Annotated in this window: 23 protein-coding genes and 1 pseudogene; 14 read left to right on the forward strand and 10 right to left on the reverse strand. The window is 69.2% G+C overall.

From position 1 onward, the window contains the following. The first annotated feature begins 174 nt into the window (after positions 1-174). A complete protein-coding gene (locus ACFVXC_RS33605; protein WP_389913213.1) occupies positions 175-750 on the forward strand; it encodes a recombinase family protein in 576 nt (191 codons plus the stop codon). A 15-nt stretch (positions 751-765) separates the two neighbouring features. Continuing rightward, positions 766-921, forward strand: a complete 156-nt coding sequence (locus ACFVXC_RS33610) for an HNH endonuclease (protein ID WP_389913216.1) — start codon at positions 766-768, stop codon at positions 919-921. On the opposite strand, the gene ACFVXC_RS33615 is transcribed toward ACFVXC_RS33610, so the two are convergent. Together ACFVXC_RS33615 and ACFVXC_RS33620 are read right to left on the reverse strand one after the other, a co-directional pair. After that, positions 908-1105: a hypothetical protein gene (locus ACFVXC_RS33615; protein WP_389913219.1), complete on the reverse strand. Its 198-nt coding sequence runs from the start codon at positions 1103-1105 to the stop codon at positions 908-910. The two genes, ACFVXC_RS33610 and ACFVXC_RS33615, sit on opposite strands and share 14 nt — an antisense overlap. A gap of 505 nt (positions 1106-1610) precedes the next feature. Further along, positions 1611-1830, reverse strand: a pseudogene (locus ACFVXC_RS33620) (hypothetical protein); the annotation flags it as partial. A gap of 84 nt (positions 1831-1914) precedes the next feature. On the opposite strand from ACFVXC_RS33620, the gene ACFVXC_RS33625 reads away from it, so the two are divergent. The 4 genes from ACFVXC_RS33625 (at position 1915) to ACFVXC_RS33640 (ending at position 4029) form a co-directional block, all read left to right on the forward strand. Beyond that, on the forward strand, positions 1915-2325 hold the full coding sequence (locus ACFVXC_RS33625; RefSeq protein ID WP_389913222.1) for a P27 family phage terminase small subunit: 411 nt from the start codon (positions 1915-1917) through the stop codon (positions 2323-2325). Between the two features lie 171 nt (positions 2326-2496). Further along, the gene (locus tag ACFVXC_RS33630) at positions 2497-2688 is read left to right on the forward strand and encodes a hypothetical protein (protein WP_389913226.1); all 192 of its coding nucleotides are present in this window, start codon (positions 2497-2499) and stop codon (positions 2686-2688) included. Then, entirely contained in the window at positions 2672-3199 is a 528-nt protein-coding gene (locus ACFVXC_RS33635; protein ID WP_389913228.1) for a DUF6879 family protein, read from the forward strand. Before ACFVXC_RS33630 ends, ACFVXC_RS33635 begins: the two co-directional genes overlap by 17 nt. Beyond that, positions 3196-4029, forward strand: coding sequence for a helix-turn-helix domain-containing protein (locus tag ACFVXC_RS33640; RefSeq protein ID WP_389913231.1), 834 nt, complete (start codon positions 3196-3198; stop codon positions 4027-4029). The genes ACFVXC_RS33635 and ACFVXC_RS33640 overlap by 4 nt, the downstream gene beginning before the upstream one ends. A gap of 630 nt (positions 4030-4659) precedes the next feature. Here the strand turns inward: ACFVXC_RS33640 and ACFVXC_RS33645 are convergent. The 6 genes from ACFVXC_RS33645 to ACFVXC_RS33670 all read right to left on the reverse strand — a co-directional run bounded on the left by ACFVXC_RS33645 (position 4660) and on the right by ACFVXC_RS33670 (position 10902). Then, positions 4660-4929 (reverse strand): GntR family transcriptional regulator, encoded by a 270-nt coding sequence (locus ACFVXC_RS33645; RefSeq protein WP_389913234.1) that lies wholly within the window; start codon positions 4927-4929, stop codon positions 4660-4662. Between the two features lie 51 nt (positions 4930-4980). Continuing rightward, positions 4981-5592: a cytochrome b/b6 domain-containing protein gene (locus tag ACFVXC_RS33650; RefSeq protein ID WP_389913237.1), complete on the reverse strand. Its 612-nt coding sequence runs from the start codon at positions 5590-5592 to the stop codon at positions 4981-4983. Next, positions 5564-6283 (reverse strand): molybdopterin-dependent oxidoreductase, encoded by a 720-nt coding sequence (locus ACFVXC_RS33655; protein WP_389913633.1) that lies wholly within the window; start codon positions 6281-6283, stop codon positions 5564-5566. The genes ACFVXC_RS33650 and ACFVXC_RS33655 overlap by 29 nt, the downstream gene beginning before the upstream one ends. 186 nt (positions 6284-6469) lie before the next feature. Continuing rightward, positions 6470-8035: an APC family permease gene (locus ACFVXC_RS33660; protein WP_389913240.1), complete on the reverse strand. Its 1566-nt coding sequence runs from the start codon at positions 8033-8035 to the stop codon at positions 6470-6472. Between the two features lie 40 nt (positions 8036-8075). Beyond that, positions 8076-9035, reverse strand: a complete 960-nt coding sequence (locus ACFVXC_RS33665; protein WP_389913243.1) for a hypothetical protein — start codon at positions 9033-9035, stop codon at positions 8076-8078. Between the two features lie 211 nt (positions 9036-9246). After that, the gene (locus ACFVXC_RS33670; protein WP_389913245.1) at positions 9247-10902 is read right to left on the reverse strand and encodes an FAD-binding dehydrogenase; all 1656 of its coding nucleotides are present in this window, start codon (positions 10900-10902) and stop codon (positions 9247-9249) included. Between the two features lie 129 nt (positions 10903-11031). On the opposite strand from ACFVXC_RS33670, the gene ACFVXC_RS33675 reads away from it, so the two are divergent. The 5 genes from ACFVXC_RS33675 to ACFVXC_RS33695 are packed head-to-tail and all read left to right on the forward strand — an operon-like array spanning position 11032 to position 13771. After that, positions 11032-11664: a TetR/AcrR family transcriptional regulator gene (locus tag ACFVXC_RS33675; protein WP_389913247.1), complete on the forward strand. Its 633-nt coding sequence runs from the start codon at positions 11032-11034 to the stop codon at positions 11662-11664. After that, the gene (locus ACFVXC_RS33680; RefSeq protein WP_389913250.1) at positions 11661-12440 is read left to right on the forward strand and encodes a glucose 1-dehydrogenase; all 780 of its coding nucleotides are present in this window, start codon (positions 11661-11663) and stop codon (positions 12438-12440) included. Before ACFVXC_RS33675 ends, ACFVXC_RS33680 begins: the two co-directional genes overlap by 4 nt. Positions 12441-12480: 40 nt before the next feature. Beyond that, complete coding sequence (locus tag ACFVXC_RS33685) at positions 12481-13017, forward strand: NUDIX hydrolase (RefSeq protein ID WP_389913253.1); 537 nt, start codon at positions 12481-12483, stop codon at positions 13015-13017. Between the two features lie 23 nt (positions 13018-13040). Beyond that, entirely contained in the window at positions 13041-13433 is a 393-nt protein-coding gene (locus tag ACFVXC_RS33690) for a YidH family protein (protein WP_389913256.1), read from the forward strand. Next, positions 13430-13771, forward strand: coding sequence for a DUF202 domain-containing protein (locus tag ACFVXC_RS33695; RefSeq protein WP_389913259.1), 342 nt, complete (start codon positions 13430-13432; stop codon positions 13769-13771). The genes ACFVXC_RS33690 and ACFVXC_RS33695 overlap by 4 nt, the downstream gene beginning before the upstream one ends. Before the next feature lie 52 nt (positions 13772-13823). Here ACFVXC_RS33695 and ACFVXC_RS33700 read toward each other — a convergent pair whose 3' ends face one another. Beyond that, complete coding sequence (locus ACFVXC_RS33700) at positions 13824-14780, reverse strand: NADP-dependent oxidoreductase (RefSeq protein ID WP_389913262.1); 957 nt, start codon at positions 14778-14780, stop codon at positions 13824-13826. 138 nt (positions 14781-14918) lie between these two features. Between ACFVXC_RS33700 and ACFVXC_RS33705 the strand changes: the two genes are divergently transcribed. From ACFVXC_RS33705 to ACFVXC_RS33715, 3 genes are all read left to right on the forward strand, one after another. After that, on the forward strand, positions 14919-15215 hold the full coding sequence (locus ACFVXC_RS33705) for a hypothetical protein (protein ID WP_389913265.1): 297 nt from the start codon (positions 14919-14921) through the stop codon (positions 15213-15215). A gap of 198 nt (positions 15216-15413) precedes the next feature. Further along, a complete protein-coding gene (locus ACFVXC_RS33710) occupies positions 15414-16445 on the forward strand; it encodes a phosphotransferase family protein (protein WP_389913268.1) in 1032 nt (343 codons plus the stop codon). Positions 16446-16452: 7 nt separating this feature from the next. Further along, positions 16453-17667, forward strand: a complete 1215-nt coding sequence (locus tag ACFVXC_RS33715; protein ID WP_389913271.1) for an acyl-CoA dehydrogenase family protein — start codon at positions 16453-16455, stop codon at positions 17665-17667. 118 nt (positions 17668-17785) lie between these two features. Here ACFVXC_RS33715 and ACFVXC_RS33720 read toward each other — a convergent pair whose 3' ends face one another. Further along, a complete protein-coding gene (locus ACFVXC_RS33720; RefSeq protein ID WP_389913274.1) occupies positions 17786-18379 on the reverse strand; it encodes a TetR/AcrR family transcriptional regulator in 594 nt (197 codons plus the stop codon). Positions 18380-18393: the final 14 nt, after the last annotated feature.

Here is an 18393-nt window from a genome sequence, read left to right on the forward strand (position 1 = left end):
GGCGCGGCGGGGTACGGGGGCGCTTGCGCCGTGCCCCCCCCCGCCCCCGCGCGCGGGCCCCCCCCCCCGCCGGCCCGGCGTCCGAGGGCATCTTGTACGGGGGCCAGGAGGCGGAGCCCCATGGTTTCGGGAAGCCCCGATGTTCCAGACTGATAGGTCTGGAGTGGTCGGGTCATGGCGGCGTCGTCGCAGGTCAAGGGCGCCGGATCGGTACGTGGGAATGCGTCGGTCTCTACAGGCAGTGTGGAGACGAAGCGGGCGGTAGCGGTCACGGGCGGGGACGACGCGATTTTCCTGGCCCCCACCGACGGCATGAGGGCAAACGAAACAGCGGCGGTCGCGGGGCGGGAGATCCTGCGGGGCGTGCGGTGCATCCGCCTGTCCGTCCGTGCGGACGAGACGACCAGCCCCGAGCGGCAACGCGAGGCCGACGACATAGCAGCGGCATCCCTCGGTATCGAGTTCGGCGAGGGCAACCAACTCCGCGAAGCGGTGGACCTTGACGTTAGCGCGTCGAAGATCGGCCCGTTCGACCGTCCGCAGCTCGGCGGATGGCTCGCCCGGCCCAACGAGTTCGATGCCCTGGTGTGGTGGCGCTTTGACCGTGCTATCCGGTCCATGAGCGACATGCACGAACTCGCCAAGTGGGCGAAGCAGCACCGCAAGATGCTCGTCTTTGCCGAGGGCATGGGCGGGGGGTCGGCTGGTGTTCGACCCGCAACCCCATGGACCGGATGTCCGAGCTCATGATGATGATGCTCGCCTTTGCCGCACAGGTGGAGTCACAGAGCACCAGCGACCAAGTCACCGGGGCACAGACAGCCGCTCGCGCTCGAGGGTGAGGACACGGACACCAACGTTCAACCCCTCTGCCATAACTGCCACTTGGCCAAGACCGCCGAGGACTTCACCGCGATGTGAACCACGCTGCGAGCCCGCTTCCGGTTGCCGTGGCGAGGGCTGCCACCAGCCAGCCGGGGACGCGCTGGACGGTTACCCGCAGTCCCCCGCAGCGAAGTTCGAAGGCGGGGGGTGCGGTGTGGCTGTCCGTTCTGTAGCTCATGTGGGTGCCCTCTATCTGCTGGGTGTTGTGCTTGGCCTTCATGACCTCTGGCTCCTGTCGCGCGCCGTTGCGTGACGTAAGTGGGGAAGGTGACGTAACGCCGCGACTCGGGTTCTCCGGTCGGGGTCGGCACTATGCCGTGCGGAGAGATGCCCGGGTCGTTAGCGGCCGCTTCTCAGGCAGCAAGTTCGGAATACGCGGGGCCAGTCACGACACGCACGCGAAGCTGATCCGGTTGCAGACCAGGGGGCTTGGTGCCCCGCGTCGTATCGCGCTGATCGCGGGTTCAGGCTATCTGCCCGCCCCCCCAGGACGTCATGAGCGGTATGTGTACAAAACCGGGGGTGGGACTTTGACACTCTGGCCGCCGCGGCATTCCCGAGCGCAGATTCGAGACCCACTCACTTGCTGAGCTGGCGGAAGGCGGCCGGAGGACGGGGCGCTGTGCAGGTAGTAGCGCTGGAGGCATCCGAACCCTATGGACCGGTATCGGCGTGCGCTCAACGGATGGTCGAAGGCGGCGACTGAGCGGATGTGTTCGCCAAGCAGGGGCCTGGCTGCCCCCGCGGAGTACCGCGCTGATGACGTCATGGCGGACGGTGACCTGCGGATGGATGACTACACGGATGCCGTGGCCCTGCCGGTGTTGCTCGTTGCGCCAAGGGTCAGGGGAACGTACACGGCCATGCCTCACAACTTTCATGTCGCGTGAGCCCTGCCCTGCCTGGCATGTGATCGGTGACGACCTCCACGACGGAGTGACTGCACGGTCCGCGCCAAGACTCTGATCGTCACAGGCGACGCGCCGACGTCACGACCCATCCAAGACCCCGACCAGGGAGGGAGTGGTCGTGCCTCGCGCGATCCTCGCCGAGCCCGATTGGAGTGAGGTCTTCACAGTGTCGCCGCTCGCCGAAGTGGAAGCCGCGAACGCGCGTTGCCGGAAAGTCGCATCCGCGGAGTGGCGGCGCGTGGTGCCGGTACTCGAAGTATCCGCCGGTATCGGCGAAGCAGACCACGCCACCGTCGAGGATCTGTGCGTCTGCGTGGCCCGGATCGATCAGGCAGAGTGGGCCCTTTCGGAGCGCGGACTCATGGTGACCGCCGAGCGAGGCACGGCGAGGAATGGCGCAGCCACCTTAGCCGGGCAGTACCGAACCCAACTGTCCCGATATATATGGGAGTTGGGACTGCCTCCGAGTGCCAGAACCGCGATCACGTTGCCGGAGTCGGACGATGACGACTCGGACGTGTGGGACTGACCCACAGCACCGCAGAGCCCTCGCGGTCGCCACTTCCCAAGTTGGCGGCACGTGGGCTTGCTGTTGTGTGAGGCCAGTTTCCCGTTTCGGAAAGTTATGTCTCTTGCCCTGAGTGCGTCCGGACCGGAAGGATCGCGTGGCAGACCAGGGACCACGGGAAGGGGAACGCTCGTGAAGGTGACCATGCTGGCAACAACGTGCGACAAGAAGGACTGCCCCACCATCTACAAGACCGATCGGGGCACGATCCTGGTACAGGGCGAGACGCCCACCCATCATGGCCTTGACATTCCCGCTCACGAAAACCTGGTCGAGATCCCCATGGACCTCATCGTGAAGGCATTCGGTGATCAGCTTGGCTAGGTCCCTCGGAGAGCTGTTCGACACCTTCGAGCACGAAGCCTTTCGACTGGAAACTCTGGCTGACTACAGCCGTTCGGGCAACACGGACGCGTATCAGGAATTTGCCGAGGGTCGAGACAAGCCCGCTGACTACAACGCCGATTGGCTGACAGAAGTCCGGGACTATGTTGACTCGGGCCGGCGCTTGTACCGGGTGCATGTACTGACCAGGCCCCTGACTTCGTATCTCCGATTCGAGCTGGGGTGGGGATACGCGACGAACGCCACGGCCGGTGAAGAGTTCTTCATTCTGGACGTGACCGGGCGTGCAAATCCCCTGCCGGGCGACATCGGTGACTTCTGGCTGTTCGACTCGACCACACCAGCAACCATGCGCTACGACCCGGATGGAAGGTTCCTCGGGGCCGACGTGCTGCCGGACGATCAATCCGCCGAGTTCGTCTCCTGCAGAGACACCGCCCTTGCTCACGCTGTGCCATTCGCCGACTGGTGGGCAAAGTACGGAGAGTGAACCGCTCGGAGTTGGGTGCCGCGCTGCGGGCACTGCGGGACGCTTCCGGGAAGGAAGCCAAGGCAGTGGCCCGTGGCGCTGTCATGTCAGCAAGCAAGCTCAGCAAGATCGAGACAGGGAAGCTCAGCCCCCATGCCGACGATGTAGAGCGAATTCTGACGGCTATAGGCGTCTCGGACGACGTGAAGTCCGAATACATGGACGCCGCGCGAGCTGCCGCGACGGAGGCGACCGCATGGCGACTGATTCAACGCGCAGGCCTCCATAAAGCACAACGGCAACTGAAGGCCGTAGACGCCAACATGAAGCTCCTGCGCCTCTTCCAGCCCGCGCTGGTTCCGGGATTGCTCCAGACGCCCGAGTACATGCGCACCATCCTCTCTCGGCACGAGGATCTGAGCGCGGAGACCGTACGAGAAACTGTCAGCGCACGTCTCGAACGCCAGTCCGTGCTCTACGACGAGAGCAAGCGACTCCGGTTCGTCATCACAGAGCCGGTATTGCGGTGGCTCATCGTTCCGCCGCTGGTCATGGCGGGGCAGTTGGACCGACTCATCAGCCTGTCTCGGCTCCCGCATCTGGACATGCGTGTTGTGCCGCTGAACAGAAGGCAGCACGACATACCCAATCACGCATTCGTCATCCGTGACGACCGGGCAGTGACGGTGGAAACCGTGCATGCTGAAGTAATCGTGACGGACCCCCGCGACGTAGCCCTGTACGTAGCCAAATTCGATGGATTCGCCGCTACCGCTCTGCACGGCGACCCTATGCGATCTCAGCTTGAGAGCATCCGGGACGACATGTTGCAGCAACGGGAAATGCCGTAGCGGGAGTTGCACCAAGCGGACGAGTATCGCGTCATACAGCATTCCCCACGGAGGGACGATGGCGCGTATGGCGACGACGACCGATACGGACGCGACCAAGAACGAGTACGAAACTTTTGCCCCGGCGGGCGAGACATGCCCCGCGTGCATGAAGCCGATCAAGTCACTCGATTCCGTGCGCCGCGGAGTGCGGGAACGTCAGTCGGGGGCGCCGGTAGTCGTCTACCGGCACACCGCATGTGTACAAAAAGCGGAACGGTGAGGACAACCCATGATTCCGATGAACGAGTACAAGAGCGCTCGCAGAGAAGCCGAGCACGTGGCTGCGCTTCTTCGCGCCGCGCTGACGCGGACCGGAGTATCAGAACGGGAAGTGATGCAGGTTCGGCCCCTCGTGACTCCTAGCGGGGGCGCCTACGTGCAGTTGGGAGCCCTGCGGATTCGCGATGCGGTCATGTTGCTGGAGGCACTTCCGCTGAGCCAGCCGCCACCCGACGCATCTACAGCGGCCAGTCACGCATGAGCCGCGCCCACTAGAACCCCGGCAGGCTGAACGACGGCCAGCGAGACCGCTCGGCGTGCCGGTGCCAGCCCCGCCCATACGCTGCCCCCCGTGGCGCTTGGGCGGGGCTACTTTGCGTTCTGACCCTCGCCGCTGCGATCCCGGACGTACGTACCGCGCTGCGGCACGGTGTAGACGTACCCGAGTTCCCGCAGGTGCCGCACCGCTCGGCGGGCGGTGTCCCGAGCAACGCCCCACCGCTGAGTGATCGCGGACTCGGACGGGACCGGACGATCCACGGCAAGAGTTCCGGACTCGATATCCCGAATGATCTCCGCTGCGATCCGCTGATACGGCGGTGTCGGTGCTTCGTAGTCAATGCTCGGGCCCCAGAACACCTGCTTACGAACATCGGGAAGGGGCGGGGTGGGGGTAAGCCGCCCCAGGCCCTACCTGCGCCACAGCGAATGCTCCCGCTCCGCCCACTCCGGGTCCACGGACCCGGTCCGCATCCCCCGCCTCGCCTCCGGGTCCGCCCACGCCATCCCCACGTGGCCCGCGATCACCACACCCAACGCCAGCGCGAGCCAGTCGTGGACGAACGTGCTTCCCGTGCGCCAGGCCAGGGGGGCGAGGTGCGTGAACCACATCAGCAGGCCCGTGCCCAGCATCACCAGGACCGCTCCCGCGAGCCAGCCCGCGTACAGCTTCTGGCCCGCGTTGAACTTTCCCGCCTGTCGGCGCCGGGCGCCGCGTCGCAGCCAGGCCCTGTCGTGCGGGCCGAAGCGGTTCAGGAGGCGCAGGTCGCCGCGGAACGCGCGGGACGCGAGGCCCGCTAGGAACGGAGCCGGGAGCAGCAGGCCCGACCATTCGTGGACGGTCACCACCAGCGCGCGGCGCCCCACGAGCTCGGCCAGCTGAGGAACGTACAGACACGCGGCGGTGCCGACGCACACGCCCATCAGCAGCGCCGTCATCCGGTGCACCCACCGCTCCGCCGGGCTGAACCTGCGCACCCGCGCCGCAGCCGCCTCAAGCCGTGGGCTCGTCGTCCCTGCCATTCGAATCACCCACCCACGCGTCGACGTCGTAGCCCCGCTTCTCCCAGTACCCCGGCTCCACCTCGTCGGTGAGCGTGATCCCGGAGAGCCACTTCGCCGACTTGTAGAAGTACATGGGGGCGGCGTAAAGGCGGGCCGGGCCGCCGTGGCTGTGGCCCAGGTCCTTGTCCTGCATGCGCAGGGCCACCAGGACGTCCTTCCGCCGCGCCTGCCGCAGCGTCAGGCTCTCGCTGTACGTGCCGTCGAAGCACGTGAAGCGGATGGCGCGGGCGGTCGGACGTACCCCCGCCGCGTCCAGGAGGCGGGAGAGGCGTACGCCTTCGAAGGGTGTGCCCGGCACGCGCCAGCCCGTCACGCACTGGACGTCACGCACCAGACGGGTCTGCGGCAGGGCGCGCAGTTCGGTGAGGGAGTACGTAGCGGGGCGGTCGACCAGTCCGTCGATCTTCAGGCGGTACGTCGACGCGCTCTTGCGCGGGACGGACGCGGCCACCGAGTAGTAGCGGAAGCCGCCGCCGTTCGGGAGCAGGTCCGTCAGGCCCGTGGGGTCCTTGTCGGACGCGGCGCCCAGGAAGGATTCCAGGCCCCGCTGGAGCGGCTGCGCGGCGGCCACGCCCACAGCGCCGAGACCGATCATGCCGAGGACCAGACGGCGGCCGACCGGCCTGCCGCCACCGTCCGTGCCGTCCATGCCGTCCGCGCTGTCCTGCGCGGCCCTGCGGGAAGAGGGAGTTGTCACCCCCCGATTCGAGCACCCGCGGCCCCCGGGGTACAGGGGCCGCGGCAATCCGTCAGCGTTCCGTCATACCTTGTTCTGCCATACCTTGTTCTGCCATACCTTGTTCTGCCATACCTTGTTCCGTCACACCTTGTTCCGTCATACCTTGCCGGACGGTTCCTCGGACGCCTTCTCCAGTTGGAACGCCTCGTTGCCAAGGCCGATCCGCGCGTGCGCCTGAGGCTTGGTCGAGCGCAGGATCGCGCCGTAGACCACGCCGATCACCGCGGCGAGCAGGATGATGCCGGGAAGGACCCAGCTGAGCGCCGAGCCGGGTCCCGCGCCGACCAGGACGTCGAAGTCCTTGACGGTGAAGCCCGCGATGACGAGCAGGCCGACCGCGGCGAGCGCCGACGCGGCGATGCGCCAGGCCTGCGTACGCGCGGCCCCGCGGCGCACGAAGAACACGATGACCGCGACGGAAGCCGTGGCCATCAGGAGGATGACGCCGAGCGCGCCGATGTTGCCGCCCCAGGTGAACAGGTGCAGGACCGGCGCGGTCGGGTCGCCGAACTCGCCGTCGTCGGTCACCGCGAAGGCCACCACGATGACGACGGAGACGACCGTCTGGAGCAGGGAGCCGGTGCCGGGTGCGCCGGTCGAGGTGTTGGTCCTGCCGAACGTGGCGGGCAGCAGATTCTCTCGGCCCATGGCGAAGGCGTAGCGCGCGACCACGTTGTGGAAGGAGAGGATCGCCGCGAACATGCCGGTCACGAACAGGACGTGGAGTACGTCGGTGAAGGTTCCGCCGAGCCGGGACTCGGTGAGCCCGAAGAGCAGCCCGGCGCTCTGTTCCTTTGCCGCCGGGACGATTCCGGAGGGGCCCGCCGCGACCGTGAGCGCCCACGAGCTGATCGCGAAGAAGAGGGCGACGAAGCCCACAGCGAAGAACATCACGCGGGCGACGACGACCTGCGGGCGGCTGGTCTCCTCCGCGTACACGGGAGCCTGCTCGAAGCCGGTGAAGGCGGCGATGCAGAAACAGAGCGAGGTGGCGACGCCCGCACCCGTGAGGGTGTCCGGGTTGAACGCGTGCAGGGACAGGCCCTCCTTGGCCGGGTCCGCGATGGCCGCGATGTCGAAGATGACGACGAGCGCCACCTCGATGAGCAGCAGCACGCCGAGCACGCGCGCGTTCAGGTCGATCTTCAGCCAGGCGAGTACGGCGACGACGGCGACCGTGACAAGTGCCGGTATCCACCAGGCGACTTCGACGTCGAAGTACGTGTTGAGCAGCCCGGAGACCTCGAATCCGAGGAGCCCGTAGAGGCCGGCCTGCAGCACGCTGTAGGCGACGAGCGCGACCAGCGAGGCACCCGCGCCCGCAGTACCGCCAAGGCCCCTCGATATGTACGCGTAGAAGGCGCCCGCGTTGTGGACGTGACGGCTCATCTCGGCGTAGCCGAAGCTGAACAGGCCGAGGACCACGCCGAGGATGAGGAAGAGCAGCGGCTGTCCGACGACGCCCATCACGCCGTATGTGGTGGGCATGACACCCGCGACCACCATGAGCGGGCCGGTCGCCGCGAGCACGGACAGGAGGAGGCCCGCCGTGCCGAGACGGCCGGCGCGCAGTGCCGTCTCCTGGCCCTTGTAGGTACTGATCCCGCTGCCGTCGGCGGCTTCGCTCGCGGATCTCGTGCTGCTCGAACTGCCCGTCGCCATGGCGCGGTTGTCCTTTCGGGTGGGGGGTTGGTGCGGTGGGTCAGGCGGAGCCGAGCGCGGCGCCGCGCGCGGCGGTGAACGCCTTGTACGGGTCCCGGTCCGGGTACGACCAGGGGGCCGGGGTAGCGTGCCGCCCGATGCGGTGGAAGAGGGCGGCCGACTCGGCCGCTCTGCCCTCGCAGAATTTGGCGTGGGCGAGGAAGTTGAGGTCGACGCGACAGCGCGGGTGGCCCCTGCTCTGAGGCATCTCCCACTCCAGCCACCAGTCGAAGGCGGCCTTCATGACCTGGCGGGCCCGGCGTCCCGTCCAGTGCCCGGAGGCCACCGGGTCGGCGGGCTCGCTGCCCGCGGTGGCCAGGACGCGGTAGCGCTCGGCGTGCGCGACGACGGGCAGGACCGCCAACGGCGAATCCGCGGGCGCCTGTTCGGCCGACCAGGCGGCGAAGTCGTACACCTCGTGCAGCGGATCCTGGCCCGCGCCGGGGCGCCGCTCGGCGAGCCTCGCCACCATCAGGTGGTGGGCGTGGTGGTGCTCGGGGTGCCGGTGACGGACCTCGTCGAAGAGCCGGACCACGTCCTCCTCCAGGCCGAGGGAACGCTCAAGGGTCAGCAGCGCGAGCCACGGCGTGGGGTCGGCGGGAAGCAGCGCGGCGGCTTCGCGGCAGGCGTCCCGCGCCTTCTCCGAGCGCCCCTTGCCGCGCAGCGCGAGGTACACGGAGGCGTGGGCGAGCAGCAGGACGGCGTCGGCGCTCTCGGGCTCGGCGAGGCGCCAGTCACGGGCCCAGGCGGTGGTGGTGTGCTCCTGCGCGAGTACGTCGAACCGGTGGCCCCTGCGGTCCCAGTCGTCGCCGGTGCCGGCGAGCAGCGCGCGGACCTCGGTCCAGCGGCCCTGGGCCAGTGCGGTCCTGGCGGCGGCGAGTTCGGCGTCGTCGAGCGCGGGGTCGAAGGCGTGGGCCGCCCGCTTGCGGGAACGGCCCAAGGGGGGTGGAGGTGGTGACACCGCGGGACTTCCTCCCCGGCGCGGTTCGCTTACGGATGATCACACACAGCAAACCGGTACGTAGCCGTCCAGTCAAGGCGCACCCGCGTCCGGGGCCTTCACCAACTCGTTTCAGAATCTGCGGAATTCGCCCCCGACCTGCGCAGTCGCAGGACGGGACACGAATCGGACAAGCGGCGACGATCATGCCGCGATACGACGAACACGCCTGTCAGCTCACCGACTTGGCGGCGGCACGGCCCGCCGCACGTCCCGAGAAGAGGCAGCCGCCGAGGAACGTGCCTTCGAGCGAGCGGTAGCCGTGCACTCCCCCGCCGCCGAATCCGGCGGCTTCGCCCGCCGCGAACACGCCGGGAAGCGGCTGACCGCCCTCGGTCAGGACGCGCGAGGACAGGTCGGTCTCCAGGCCGCCGAGGGTCTTGCGGGTGAGGATGTTGAGCCGCACCGCGACGAGCGGGCCCGCCTTGGGGTCGAGGATCCGGTGCGGGGCGGCGGCCCGGATGAGCCGGTCGCCGAGGAACTTGCGGGCGCCGTTGATGGCGGTGACCTGGAGGTCCTTGGTGAAGGGGTTGCTGACTTCCCGGTCGCGCGCGGTGATCGTGCGGCGCAGCGCCGCCTCGTCGATGAGGGGCTCCTTGGTGAGCGCGTTCATACCGCGCACGAGGGAGGAGAGGTCCTTCTCCACGACGAAGTCGGCGCCGTTGTCCATGAACGCCTTCACCGGGGCGGGCACGTCGGCGCGCGCCCGGTCCAGGACGCCGCGCACGGACTTGCCGGTGAGATCGGGGTTCTGCTCCGAGCCGCTGAGCGTGAACTCCTTGCCGATGATGCGCTGGTTGAGCACGAACCACGTGTACTCGTACCCGGACTTCATGATGTGTTCGAGCGTGCCGAGGGTGTCGAAGCCGGGGAAGAGCGGCACGGGAAGACGGTCGCCGCGCGCGTCGAGCCAGAGCGACGAGGGGCCCGGCAGGATGCGGATGCCGTGGTTGTCCCAGATGGGGTTCCAGTTCTGGATGCCCTCGGTGTAGTGCCACATGCGGTCGCGGTTGATCAGGCGCGCTCCGGCGTCCTCGGTGATGCCGAGCATCCGTCCGTCGACGTGCGCGGGCACGCCGGCGACCATCCGCTCCGGTGGAGTGCCGAGCCGCTCGGGCCAGTTGGCGCGTACGAGATCGTGGTTGCCGCCGATGCCGCCGGAGGTGACGATCACCGCCTGGGCCCTGAACTCGAAGGACCCGGCGACCTCGCGGCTGCTCGCCGTGCCGCGCACGGCGTCGGAGGGTTCGAGGATCTCGCCGGTGACCGTGTCGACACTGCCCGCGCTGCGGGAGAGCCCCGAGACCCGGTGGCGGAACTTGAGCTGGACGAGACCGCGGGCGACGCCTTCACGGACGCGGCGCTCGAAGGGGGCGACGAGGCCCGGGCCCGTGCCCCAGGTGATGTGGAAGCGCGGCACGGAGTTGCCGTGCCCCTGCGCGTCGTAGCCACCGCGCTCGGCCCATCCCACCACCGGGAAGAACCGCACGCCCTGCCCGTGCAGCCAGGACCGCTTCTCGCCCGCGGCGAAGTCGACGTACGCCTCGGCCCATTTGCGGGGCCAGTGGTCCTCGGGGCGGTCGAAGGCGGCCGTGCCCATCCAGTCCTGCATGGCCAGAGCGTGCGAGTCCTTGATGCGCAGCCTGCGCTGCTCCGGGGAGTCGACGAAGAAGAGACCGCCGAAGGACCAGTGCGCCTGGCCGCCGAGCGACTGCTCGGGCTCCTGGTCGACGAGGATGACCCGGCGGCCCGCGTCGACGAGTTCCGCGGTGGCCGCGAGACCGGCGAGACCGGCGCCGATCACGATGACGTCTGCGTCGTGGGCCATCCGGGGGTTCCTCCTCAGCAGGGACTTACTGGTGAGTTCAGATCCTGAGTAACCACGGGGTCGGCGTCAACCGTCTGGCTCGCTGAACAGCGCCTCGCTTTTAATAATGGCCAGCATTACAATGACGCCATGGCCAGGACCTCAGGACCCGGGACCCGGGAGAAACTGCTTCGCGCGGGCGAGGAAGTCTTCGCCGCGCAGGGTGTGCACGGCGCGCAGCTGCGGGACATAGTCCGGCTCGCGGGGCAGAGCAATCCCTCAGCCGTGCAATACCACTTCGGGAGCCGGGCCGGACTGCTCGACGCCGTCATGGCCGAGCGCCAGACCCGCACGGAGAAGGTGCTCACGGCGGAGCTGGAGCAGGCCCCTGACGGACTCCGCGGACTCCTGCGCGCCCTTGTCGCCGCGGAGGCCACCGAGCTGCGTACCGAGCGGGGCCGCCGCTGTCTGCGCATCTCGACCCAGCTCAGCCACGAGAGCGGCGTGCGCACCCGCACCCCGCACCCCACGATCGACGGCACCGTCTACTGGGACCTGATCGGCCGCGTCGAGGAGTGCCTCACCGCGCTGCCTGAGCCACTGCGCCTCGAGCGCCTCGACCTGGCCCTCACCCTCGTCGGCGCCGCCATGGCCGACCGCGCGGGTCAGTACCTGGCCAAGGCCACCCCTCTGACCGGCGAGGACCTCTTCCTCGCGGACCTGGTGGAGACCACCGCGGCCCTTCTGCACGCCCCTCACCACGCACTTGGAGAAACCTCATGACCGACTCGAACCCGCACGACCTCACCGGCAGGACCGTCGTCATCACCGGCGCCGCGCGCGGCCTCGGCGCCGAGGCCGCGCGCCAGGCCGTCGCCGCCGGCGCGAACGTCGTCCTCACCGACGTCCTCGACAAGGAGGGCGAGGCCACCGCCGCCGAGCTCGGCGAGCACGCACGCTTCGCGCACCACGACGTGACGTCGGAGGAGGACTGGCAGCGTGTCGTGGAGTTCGCGATCACCGAGTTCGGTGGGATCCACGGGCTGGTCAACAACGCCGGTATATCCACCGGCCAGTTCCTGGAGTCGGAGTCGGTCGAGCACTTCCGCAAGGTGCTCGACATCAACCTCACGGGTGTCTTCATCGGCATGAAGAGCGTCATTCCGGCCATGAAGGAGGCGGGTGGCGGCTCCATCGTCAACATCTCCTCCGCGGCCGGACTCATGGGCCTCGCGCTCACCGCCGGTTACGGCGCGTCCAAGTGGGGCGTGCGCGGTCTCACCAAGACCGGCGCCGTGGAGCTCGGCACCGCCCGCATCCGCGTCAACTCCGTCCACCCGGGCATGACGTACACCCCGATGACCGCTCAGGTCGGCATCGAGAAGGGCGAGGGCAAGTACCCCAACACCCCGATGGGCCGGGTGGGCGAGCCGCACGAGATCGCGGGCGCCATGATCTTCCTGCTCTCGGACGCCGCCTCGTACGTGACCGGCGCGGAACTCGCCGTCGACGGCGGCTGGACCGCGGGACCCACCGTGAAGTACGTCATGGGCCAGTGAGGCCGAAGGGGCGGTACGACGGTGAGGTTGGATGGTCGGCATGACGACGAACGACCAGCCCGCGCCCGACCCCAGTGAAGAGATCCTGGACATCGTCGACGAGAACGACGAGGTGGTCGGCGAGGCCCCGCGCGGTGAGGCGTACGCGCGCGGCCTGCGCCACCGTTGCGTGTTCATCCAGGCGCGGGACGCCGAAGGCCGCGTCTTCGTGCACCGGCGTACGCCGATCAAGCTGGTCTACCCCTCGATGTACGACATGTTCGTCGGCGGTGTGGTCGGGGCGGGCGAGTCGTACGACGACGCCGCACTGCGCGAGGCCCAGGAGGAACTCGGGGTCCAGCGGCTCCCGCAGCCCACACCGCTGTTCAAGTTCCTGTACGACGACGGCTCGGGGCACACCTGGTGGTCGCACCTCTACGAAGTGCGCTGCGACCTGCCGGTGAACCCACAGGTCGAGGAGGTCGCCTGGCACACCTTCCTCACCGACGCGGAGCTGGCGCAACGGCTCGGCGCGTGGGCGTGGGTGCCGGACGGGCTCGCCGCGTACGAGCGGCTGCGGGAGTTCCGTGCGGGTTAGGGCCGCCGGTTAGGGTGCGACGAGTGAGCAACTTCGTACAGAGCCTGCGCCTGTGGTTCGCGCCCGAGCGGATCCGCGACGAGGGCGACACCCCCGACTACCGCTTCTCCCTGGCCAACGAACGCACCTTCCTCGCCTGGCTGCGCACCGCGCTCGCCCTCATCGGCGGCGGTTTCGCGGTGGACCAGTTCCTGCCGGACCTGCGCTGGGGGTGGCGTATCGGGCTGGCCCTCGCTCTGCTGGCCGCGGGTGTGCTCAGTTCGCTGCGCGCGGTCAACCACTGGGTGCGCTGCGAGCGGGCCATGCGGCGCGGCGCCGATCTGCCCGTCTCACGCTTCCCGACCGTCCTGAGCCTGGCCGTCGCGGTCGTGGCGCTCGCCATGGTCGTCGTCGTGCTCTTCGGGTGGGAAGGGTGACGGACCAGGCGCAGGGGGCCGAGGGACGGGCGCCGGACCGCGATCCGGGGCTGCAGCCGGAGCGTACGAGGCTCGCGTGGCGGCGTACGACCCTGTCCTGCACCGTCGCCGCGGTCCTGGCGGCGCGGGCCGCCCTGCAGGAGGGTACGACCGCGGTGGGCGTCGTCGCCTGCGCCTTCTGCCTGCTCCTGTGGCTCGGCTTCCTGGGCGTGGCGCACCGCAGGATGACCGAGCTCGCCGCCAGCAACAGGCCGCTGCGGCTTCCGGCGCGGGCCGCGGCGACGGCGGCGCTGTGCACGATGGCGCTCGCCGCGTGCGCGACGGTCATGGTGTTCTGAGCGTCCTGAAAGGTGCTCTGAGCGTCCTGAAAGGCTTGAGCGTGCCGGGCCCTCAGTCCGTCGCGGGCCCGTCCTCCGTCGTCCACTCCACCGTGACGACGATCTTGCCCCGCGTGCGGCCCTCCGCGTTCAGGCGGTACGCGTCCGCCGCCCGCTCCAGCGGGAACGTGTCGGAGACGTGCACCGTGACGACGTCCTGCTCCGCGAGCCGCGTCAGGTGCTCGAGGTCGTCGGCGTCGGGACGTACGAAGCAGTAGTGGCCGCCGAGGCCGATCACCGCGCCGTCCGCGATCGACGCGAGACGGCCGTCGGGCGCGAGGAGTTCGGCGGACACCTTGAGGGTGTCGCCGCCGACCGTGTCGAAGGCGGCGTCCACGCCCTCGGGCGCGAGGGCACGAACGCGTCCGGCCAGACCGTCGCCGTAGGTGACCGGTTCCGCGCCGAGTCCGCGCAGGTAGTCGTGGTTGCGCTCGCTCGCGGTGCCGATGACGCGGGCGCCCGCGTGCCGGGCCAGCTGGACGGCGATCGAGCCGACGCCGCCGGCCGCCGCGTGCACGAGGACGACGTCGCCCGCCTTCACCGCGAGCGCCTTGGTGATCACCTGGTAGGCGGTGAGTCCGGCGAGCGGCAGGCCCGACGCCTCGGCGAAGCCGAGGTTGCGCGGCTTACGGGCGAGGGTGCGCACGGGGGCGGCGACGTACTCGGCGAAGGTGCCGCGCGAGAGGAAGTCCTCGCGCACGTAGCCGATGACCTCGTCCCCCACCGCGAACTCCGGCACGGAGGCGCCCGGCTGCACCACGACGCCCGCGACGTCCCAGCCGGGAATCACCGGGTAGACGGGGTCGAGGATGCCGTCGAGGTGGCCGCCCATGCACTTCCAGTCGACGGGGTTGACCGACGCGGCGCGGACTTTCACCAGGACGGAGTCGGGACCGACCTTGGGGTCGCGCACATCGCCGTACTCAAGGACTTCGGGTCCGCCGTACCGGCGGTAGCTGATCGCCTTCATGGGGTCGGCTTCCTGGGAGTACGCAGTGGGGAAAGCTGAAACATCAACAAGGCTTCCATATCCCCACCAAACGGGCATCGAGTACTAGCCTGAGAGGGTCACTCCCCTCCCTCGGCTCCCACAGAAGGTGCACGCGCCATGACCACGCTCCACCACGAACATCCCGTACACGAGCACGTCCACGGCCCGGCCTGCGGGCACCCGGAGGTGCCGCACGGCGACCACGTCGACTACGCGCACGACGGACACATGCACCGCCTGCACTCCGGCCACTGGGACGAGTGCGAGCCCGCCGAGCACGCCGTCCACGAGGCGCACGAGCACAAGCACGGCGAGGGCTGCGGGCACAGCTCGGTGCTGCACGGCGACCACGTCGACTACGTCCACGACGGGCACCGGCACGCGGCGCACGACGGCCACTGGGACGATCACTGAGATTCACCGCCGCCTTCCCCCGCGCGGACGCCGAGTGGCAGTCTGTGGCGGGGGATCGCCATGTCCGGGGCTCCGGGGGCGCCGCGATCCCGATCACGTTCCCACCGCGCTCTGGACTACATACCGACTGGTCGGCATCATGAACGTCAGCGCAACGCAGCGCGGCATTCGACGACGACCGTCCGACCAGGAGCGAAGATGAGCTCAGACCATCCACCAGGCCTCGATCTCGACCAGTTGCGCGGCCATCTGGACAGCGTGCGGCCTGGCCTCGTGGTCGGGCCGCTCTCCGCCCGCCTGATCGAGGGCGGCCGGTCGAACCTCACGTACGCGGTGACGGACGGCGCCTCGCGCTGGGTCGTACGGCGGCCACCGCTCGGGCACGTGCTCGCGACCGCGCACGACATGAAGCGCGAGCACCGGGTGATCAGCGCGCTGCACGGGACCGCCGTGCCGGTGCCGACGCCGCTGCTGCTCTGCGAGGACGACGCCGTGATCGGTACGCCGTTCTACGTCATGGAATTCGTGGACGGCACCCCGTTCCGCACCGCCGAGGAGCTGGCACCGCTGGGCGCCGAGCGCACCCGGGCCGCGGTCCTCGGGCTCGTCGACACCCTCGTCGACCTGCATTCCGTGGACCCACAAGCGGTCGGCCTCGGTGACTTCGGGCGGCCCGACGGCTTCCTCGACCGGCAGCTGCGCCGCTGGGGCAAGCAACTGGACGCCTCGCGGGGCCGCGACCTGGCGGGGATCGACGAGCTGCACGCCGCCCTGGGACGGCAGCTGCCCGACTCCCCCGCGGCCACCGTCGTGCACGGCGACTACCGTCTCGACAACGTCCTGATCGGCGAGGACGACCAGATCAAGGCGATCCTCGACTGGGAGATGTCCACCCTCGGTGATCCGCTCACCGACCTGGGCCTGCTCGTCATGTACAGCACCAAGCTTGAGCTGCCCGGCTCCCCCATCAGCACCACGGCGGGCGCGGCCGGACATCCGCGGGCCGCCGAGCTTGTCGAGCGGTACGCCGCGCGCTCGGGGCGCGACGTCTCCGCGGTCGCCTGGTACACGGCGTTCGCGTGGTTCAAGCTCGCCGTGATCCTGGAGGGCATCCACTACCGGTACACGCTCGGCCAGACGGTCGGAGCGGGCTTCGACCGCATCGGGGAGCTGGTCCCCGTCTTCATCGAGCACGGCCTCACCACCCTCCAGGGACGACAGGAAGGCTGAGACAGCCATGGACTTCGCATTCGACGCCCGCACCGAAGAGCTGCGCGACAGGCTCCTCGCCTTCATGGACGAGCACGTCTACCCGGCGGAGAAGACCGCCGACGAGCAGCGCGCCCTCCTCGCGTCGCCCTGGGACACCCCGGCGATCGTCGGCGAGCTCAAGACCGAGGCCCGCAAGCAGGGCCTCTGGAACCTCTTCCTGCCGGACGCCGAGCACGGCGCCGGGCTCACCAACCTCCAGTACGCCCCGCTCGCCGAGATCACAGGGCGCTCCCCGCACCTGGCGCCCACCGCGCTGAACTGCGCGGCCCCGGACACCGGCAACATGGAGGTGCTCGCCCAGTTCGGGAACGACGAGCAGAAGAAGCGGTGGCTGGAGCCCCTGCTCGCCGGTGAGATCCGCTCGGCGTTCGCGATGACCGAGCCCGAGGTGGCCTCGTCCGACGCCACGAACATCACGACGCTCATCGAGCGCGAGGGCGACGAGTACGTCATCACCGGGCGCAAGTGGTACATCTCCGGGGCGATGAACCCGCACTGCCAGATCTTCATCCTGATGGGCAAGACGGACCCCGAGGGCGCCGACCCGCGCCGCCAGCAGTCCATGGTGCTCGTGCCGCGCGACACCCCGGGTGTCGAAGTACGGCGCGCCATGCAGGTGTACGGCTACGAGGACCACTCCCACGGAGGCCACGCCGAGGTGGTCTTCGACCGGGCCCGGGTCCCCGTGAGCAACCTGATCGGCGAGGAGGGCGGCGGTTTCGCCATCGCCCAGGCGCGCCTGGGTCCGGGCCGCATCCACCACTGCATGCGCCTGATCGGCATGGCCGAGCGGGCCATCGAGCTGATGTGTCAGCGTGCGGTGGCGCGTACCGCCTTCGGTAAGCCCCTCGCGCAGCAGGGCGTCGTCCAGGAGTGGATCGCGGACGCCCGCGTCGCGGTGGAGCAGCTGCGGCTGCTCGTCCTGAAGACCGCCTGGCTGATGGACACCGTCGGCAACAAGGGCGCGCACACGGAGATCCAGTCCATCAAGATCGCGACCCCGCGTACGGTCGTCGGCATCCTCGACCAGGCGGTCCAGCTGCACGGGGCGGGTGGCGTGAGTCAGGACTTCCCGCTCGCCGAGCTGTGGGCCGCGGCGCGTACGCTGCGGCTGGCCGACGGGCCTGATGAGGTGCATCAGCGCTCGCTGGCTCGGCGGGAGCTGAAGAAGTACCTGTAGGGGCGGCCCTCCGGGGGCTGTGCGTCGCTGCGGGTACTTAGCGGCTGGTCGCGCGCTTCCCCGCGCCTACTTAGCGGCTGGTCGCGCGGTTCCCCGCGCCCCTTCGGGGCGCTCGGACTTACGGCCGCAGCGCTCTCAGCAGCAGGTCCGCCAAGTGGTCCGCCACCTGCTGCGGGGTGAGCGGGCCGCCCGGGCGGTACCACGTGGACAGGTGGTGGACCGAGCCGAAGTGGTAGTCCACCACCAGGTCCGCCGGGGTCGCCTCGGAGAAGACGCCGGCCTTCTGGCCCTCCTCGATCAGCGCGCGGAACCGCTCGTGGTAGCGGCGGCGCTCCGCACGCACCTGCTTGTTCTTCTCCGGGCTCAGGTGGTGCATGGAGCGGAAGAAGATCGAGGCGTCGTCGAGGTTGTCGATCGTCGTGACGACCACGTCCGCCGCCGCGTCCCGCACCCGCTGCTCGATGGGCGCGTCGGCGTCCGCGAAGGCGTCAAGACGCTCCTGCTGCACGCGCAGGACGCGGGCGTACACCTCGTGCAGGAGATCGTCCTTGGAGCCGAAGTAGTGGTAGAGCGCGCCCTTGGTGACACCTGCCGACTCCACGATCTCCTGCACCGATGTGCGGTCGTAGCCGCGGTCGGCGAAGAGCCGCGTGGCGGCGGCGAGCAGCCGCTGAGGGACGGGCGTGCCGTCACCGTCCGTCGTCCTGGCCACTGCCGCCACCTGCC

Origin of the sequence: Streptomyces sp. NPDC058257 (genome assembly GCF_042881845.1) — a bacterium.
Classification (GTDB): domain Bacteria; phylum Actinomycetota; class Actinomycetes; order Streptomycetales; family Streptomycetaceae; genus Streptomyces.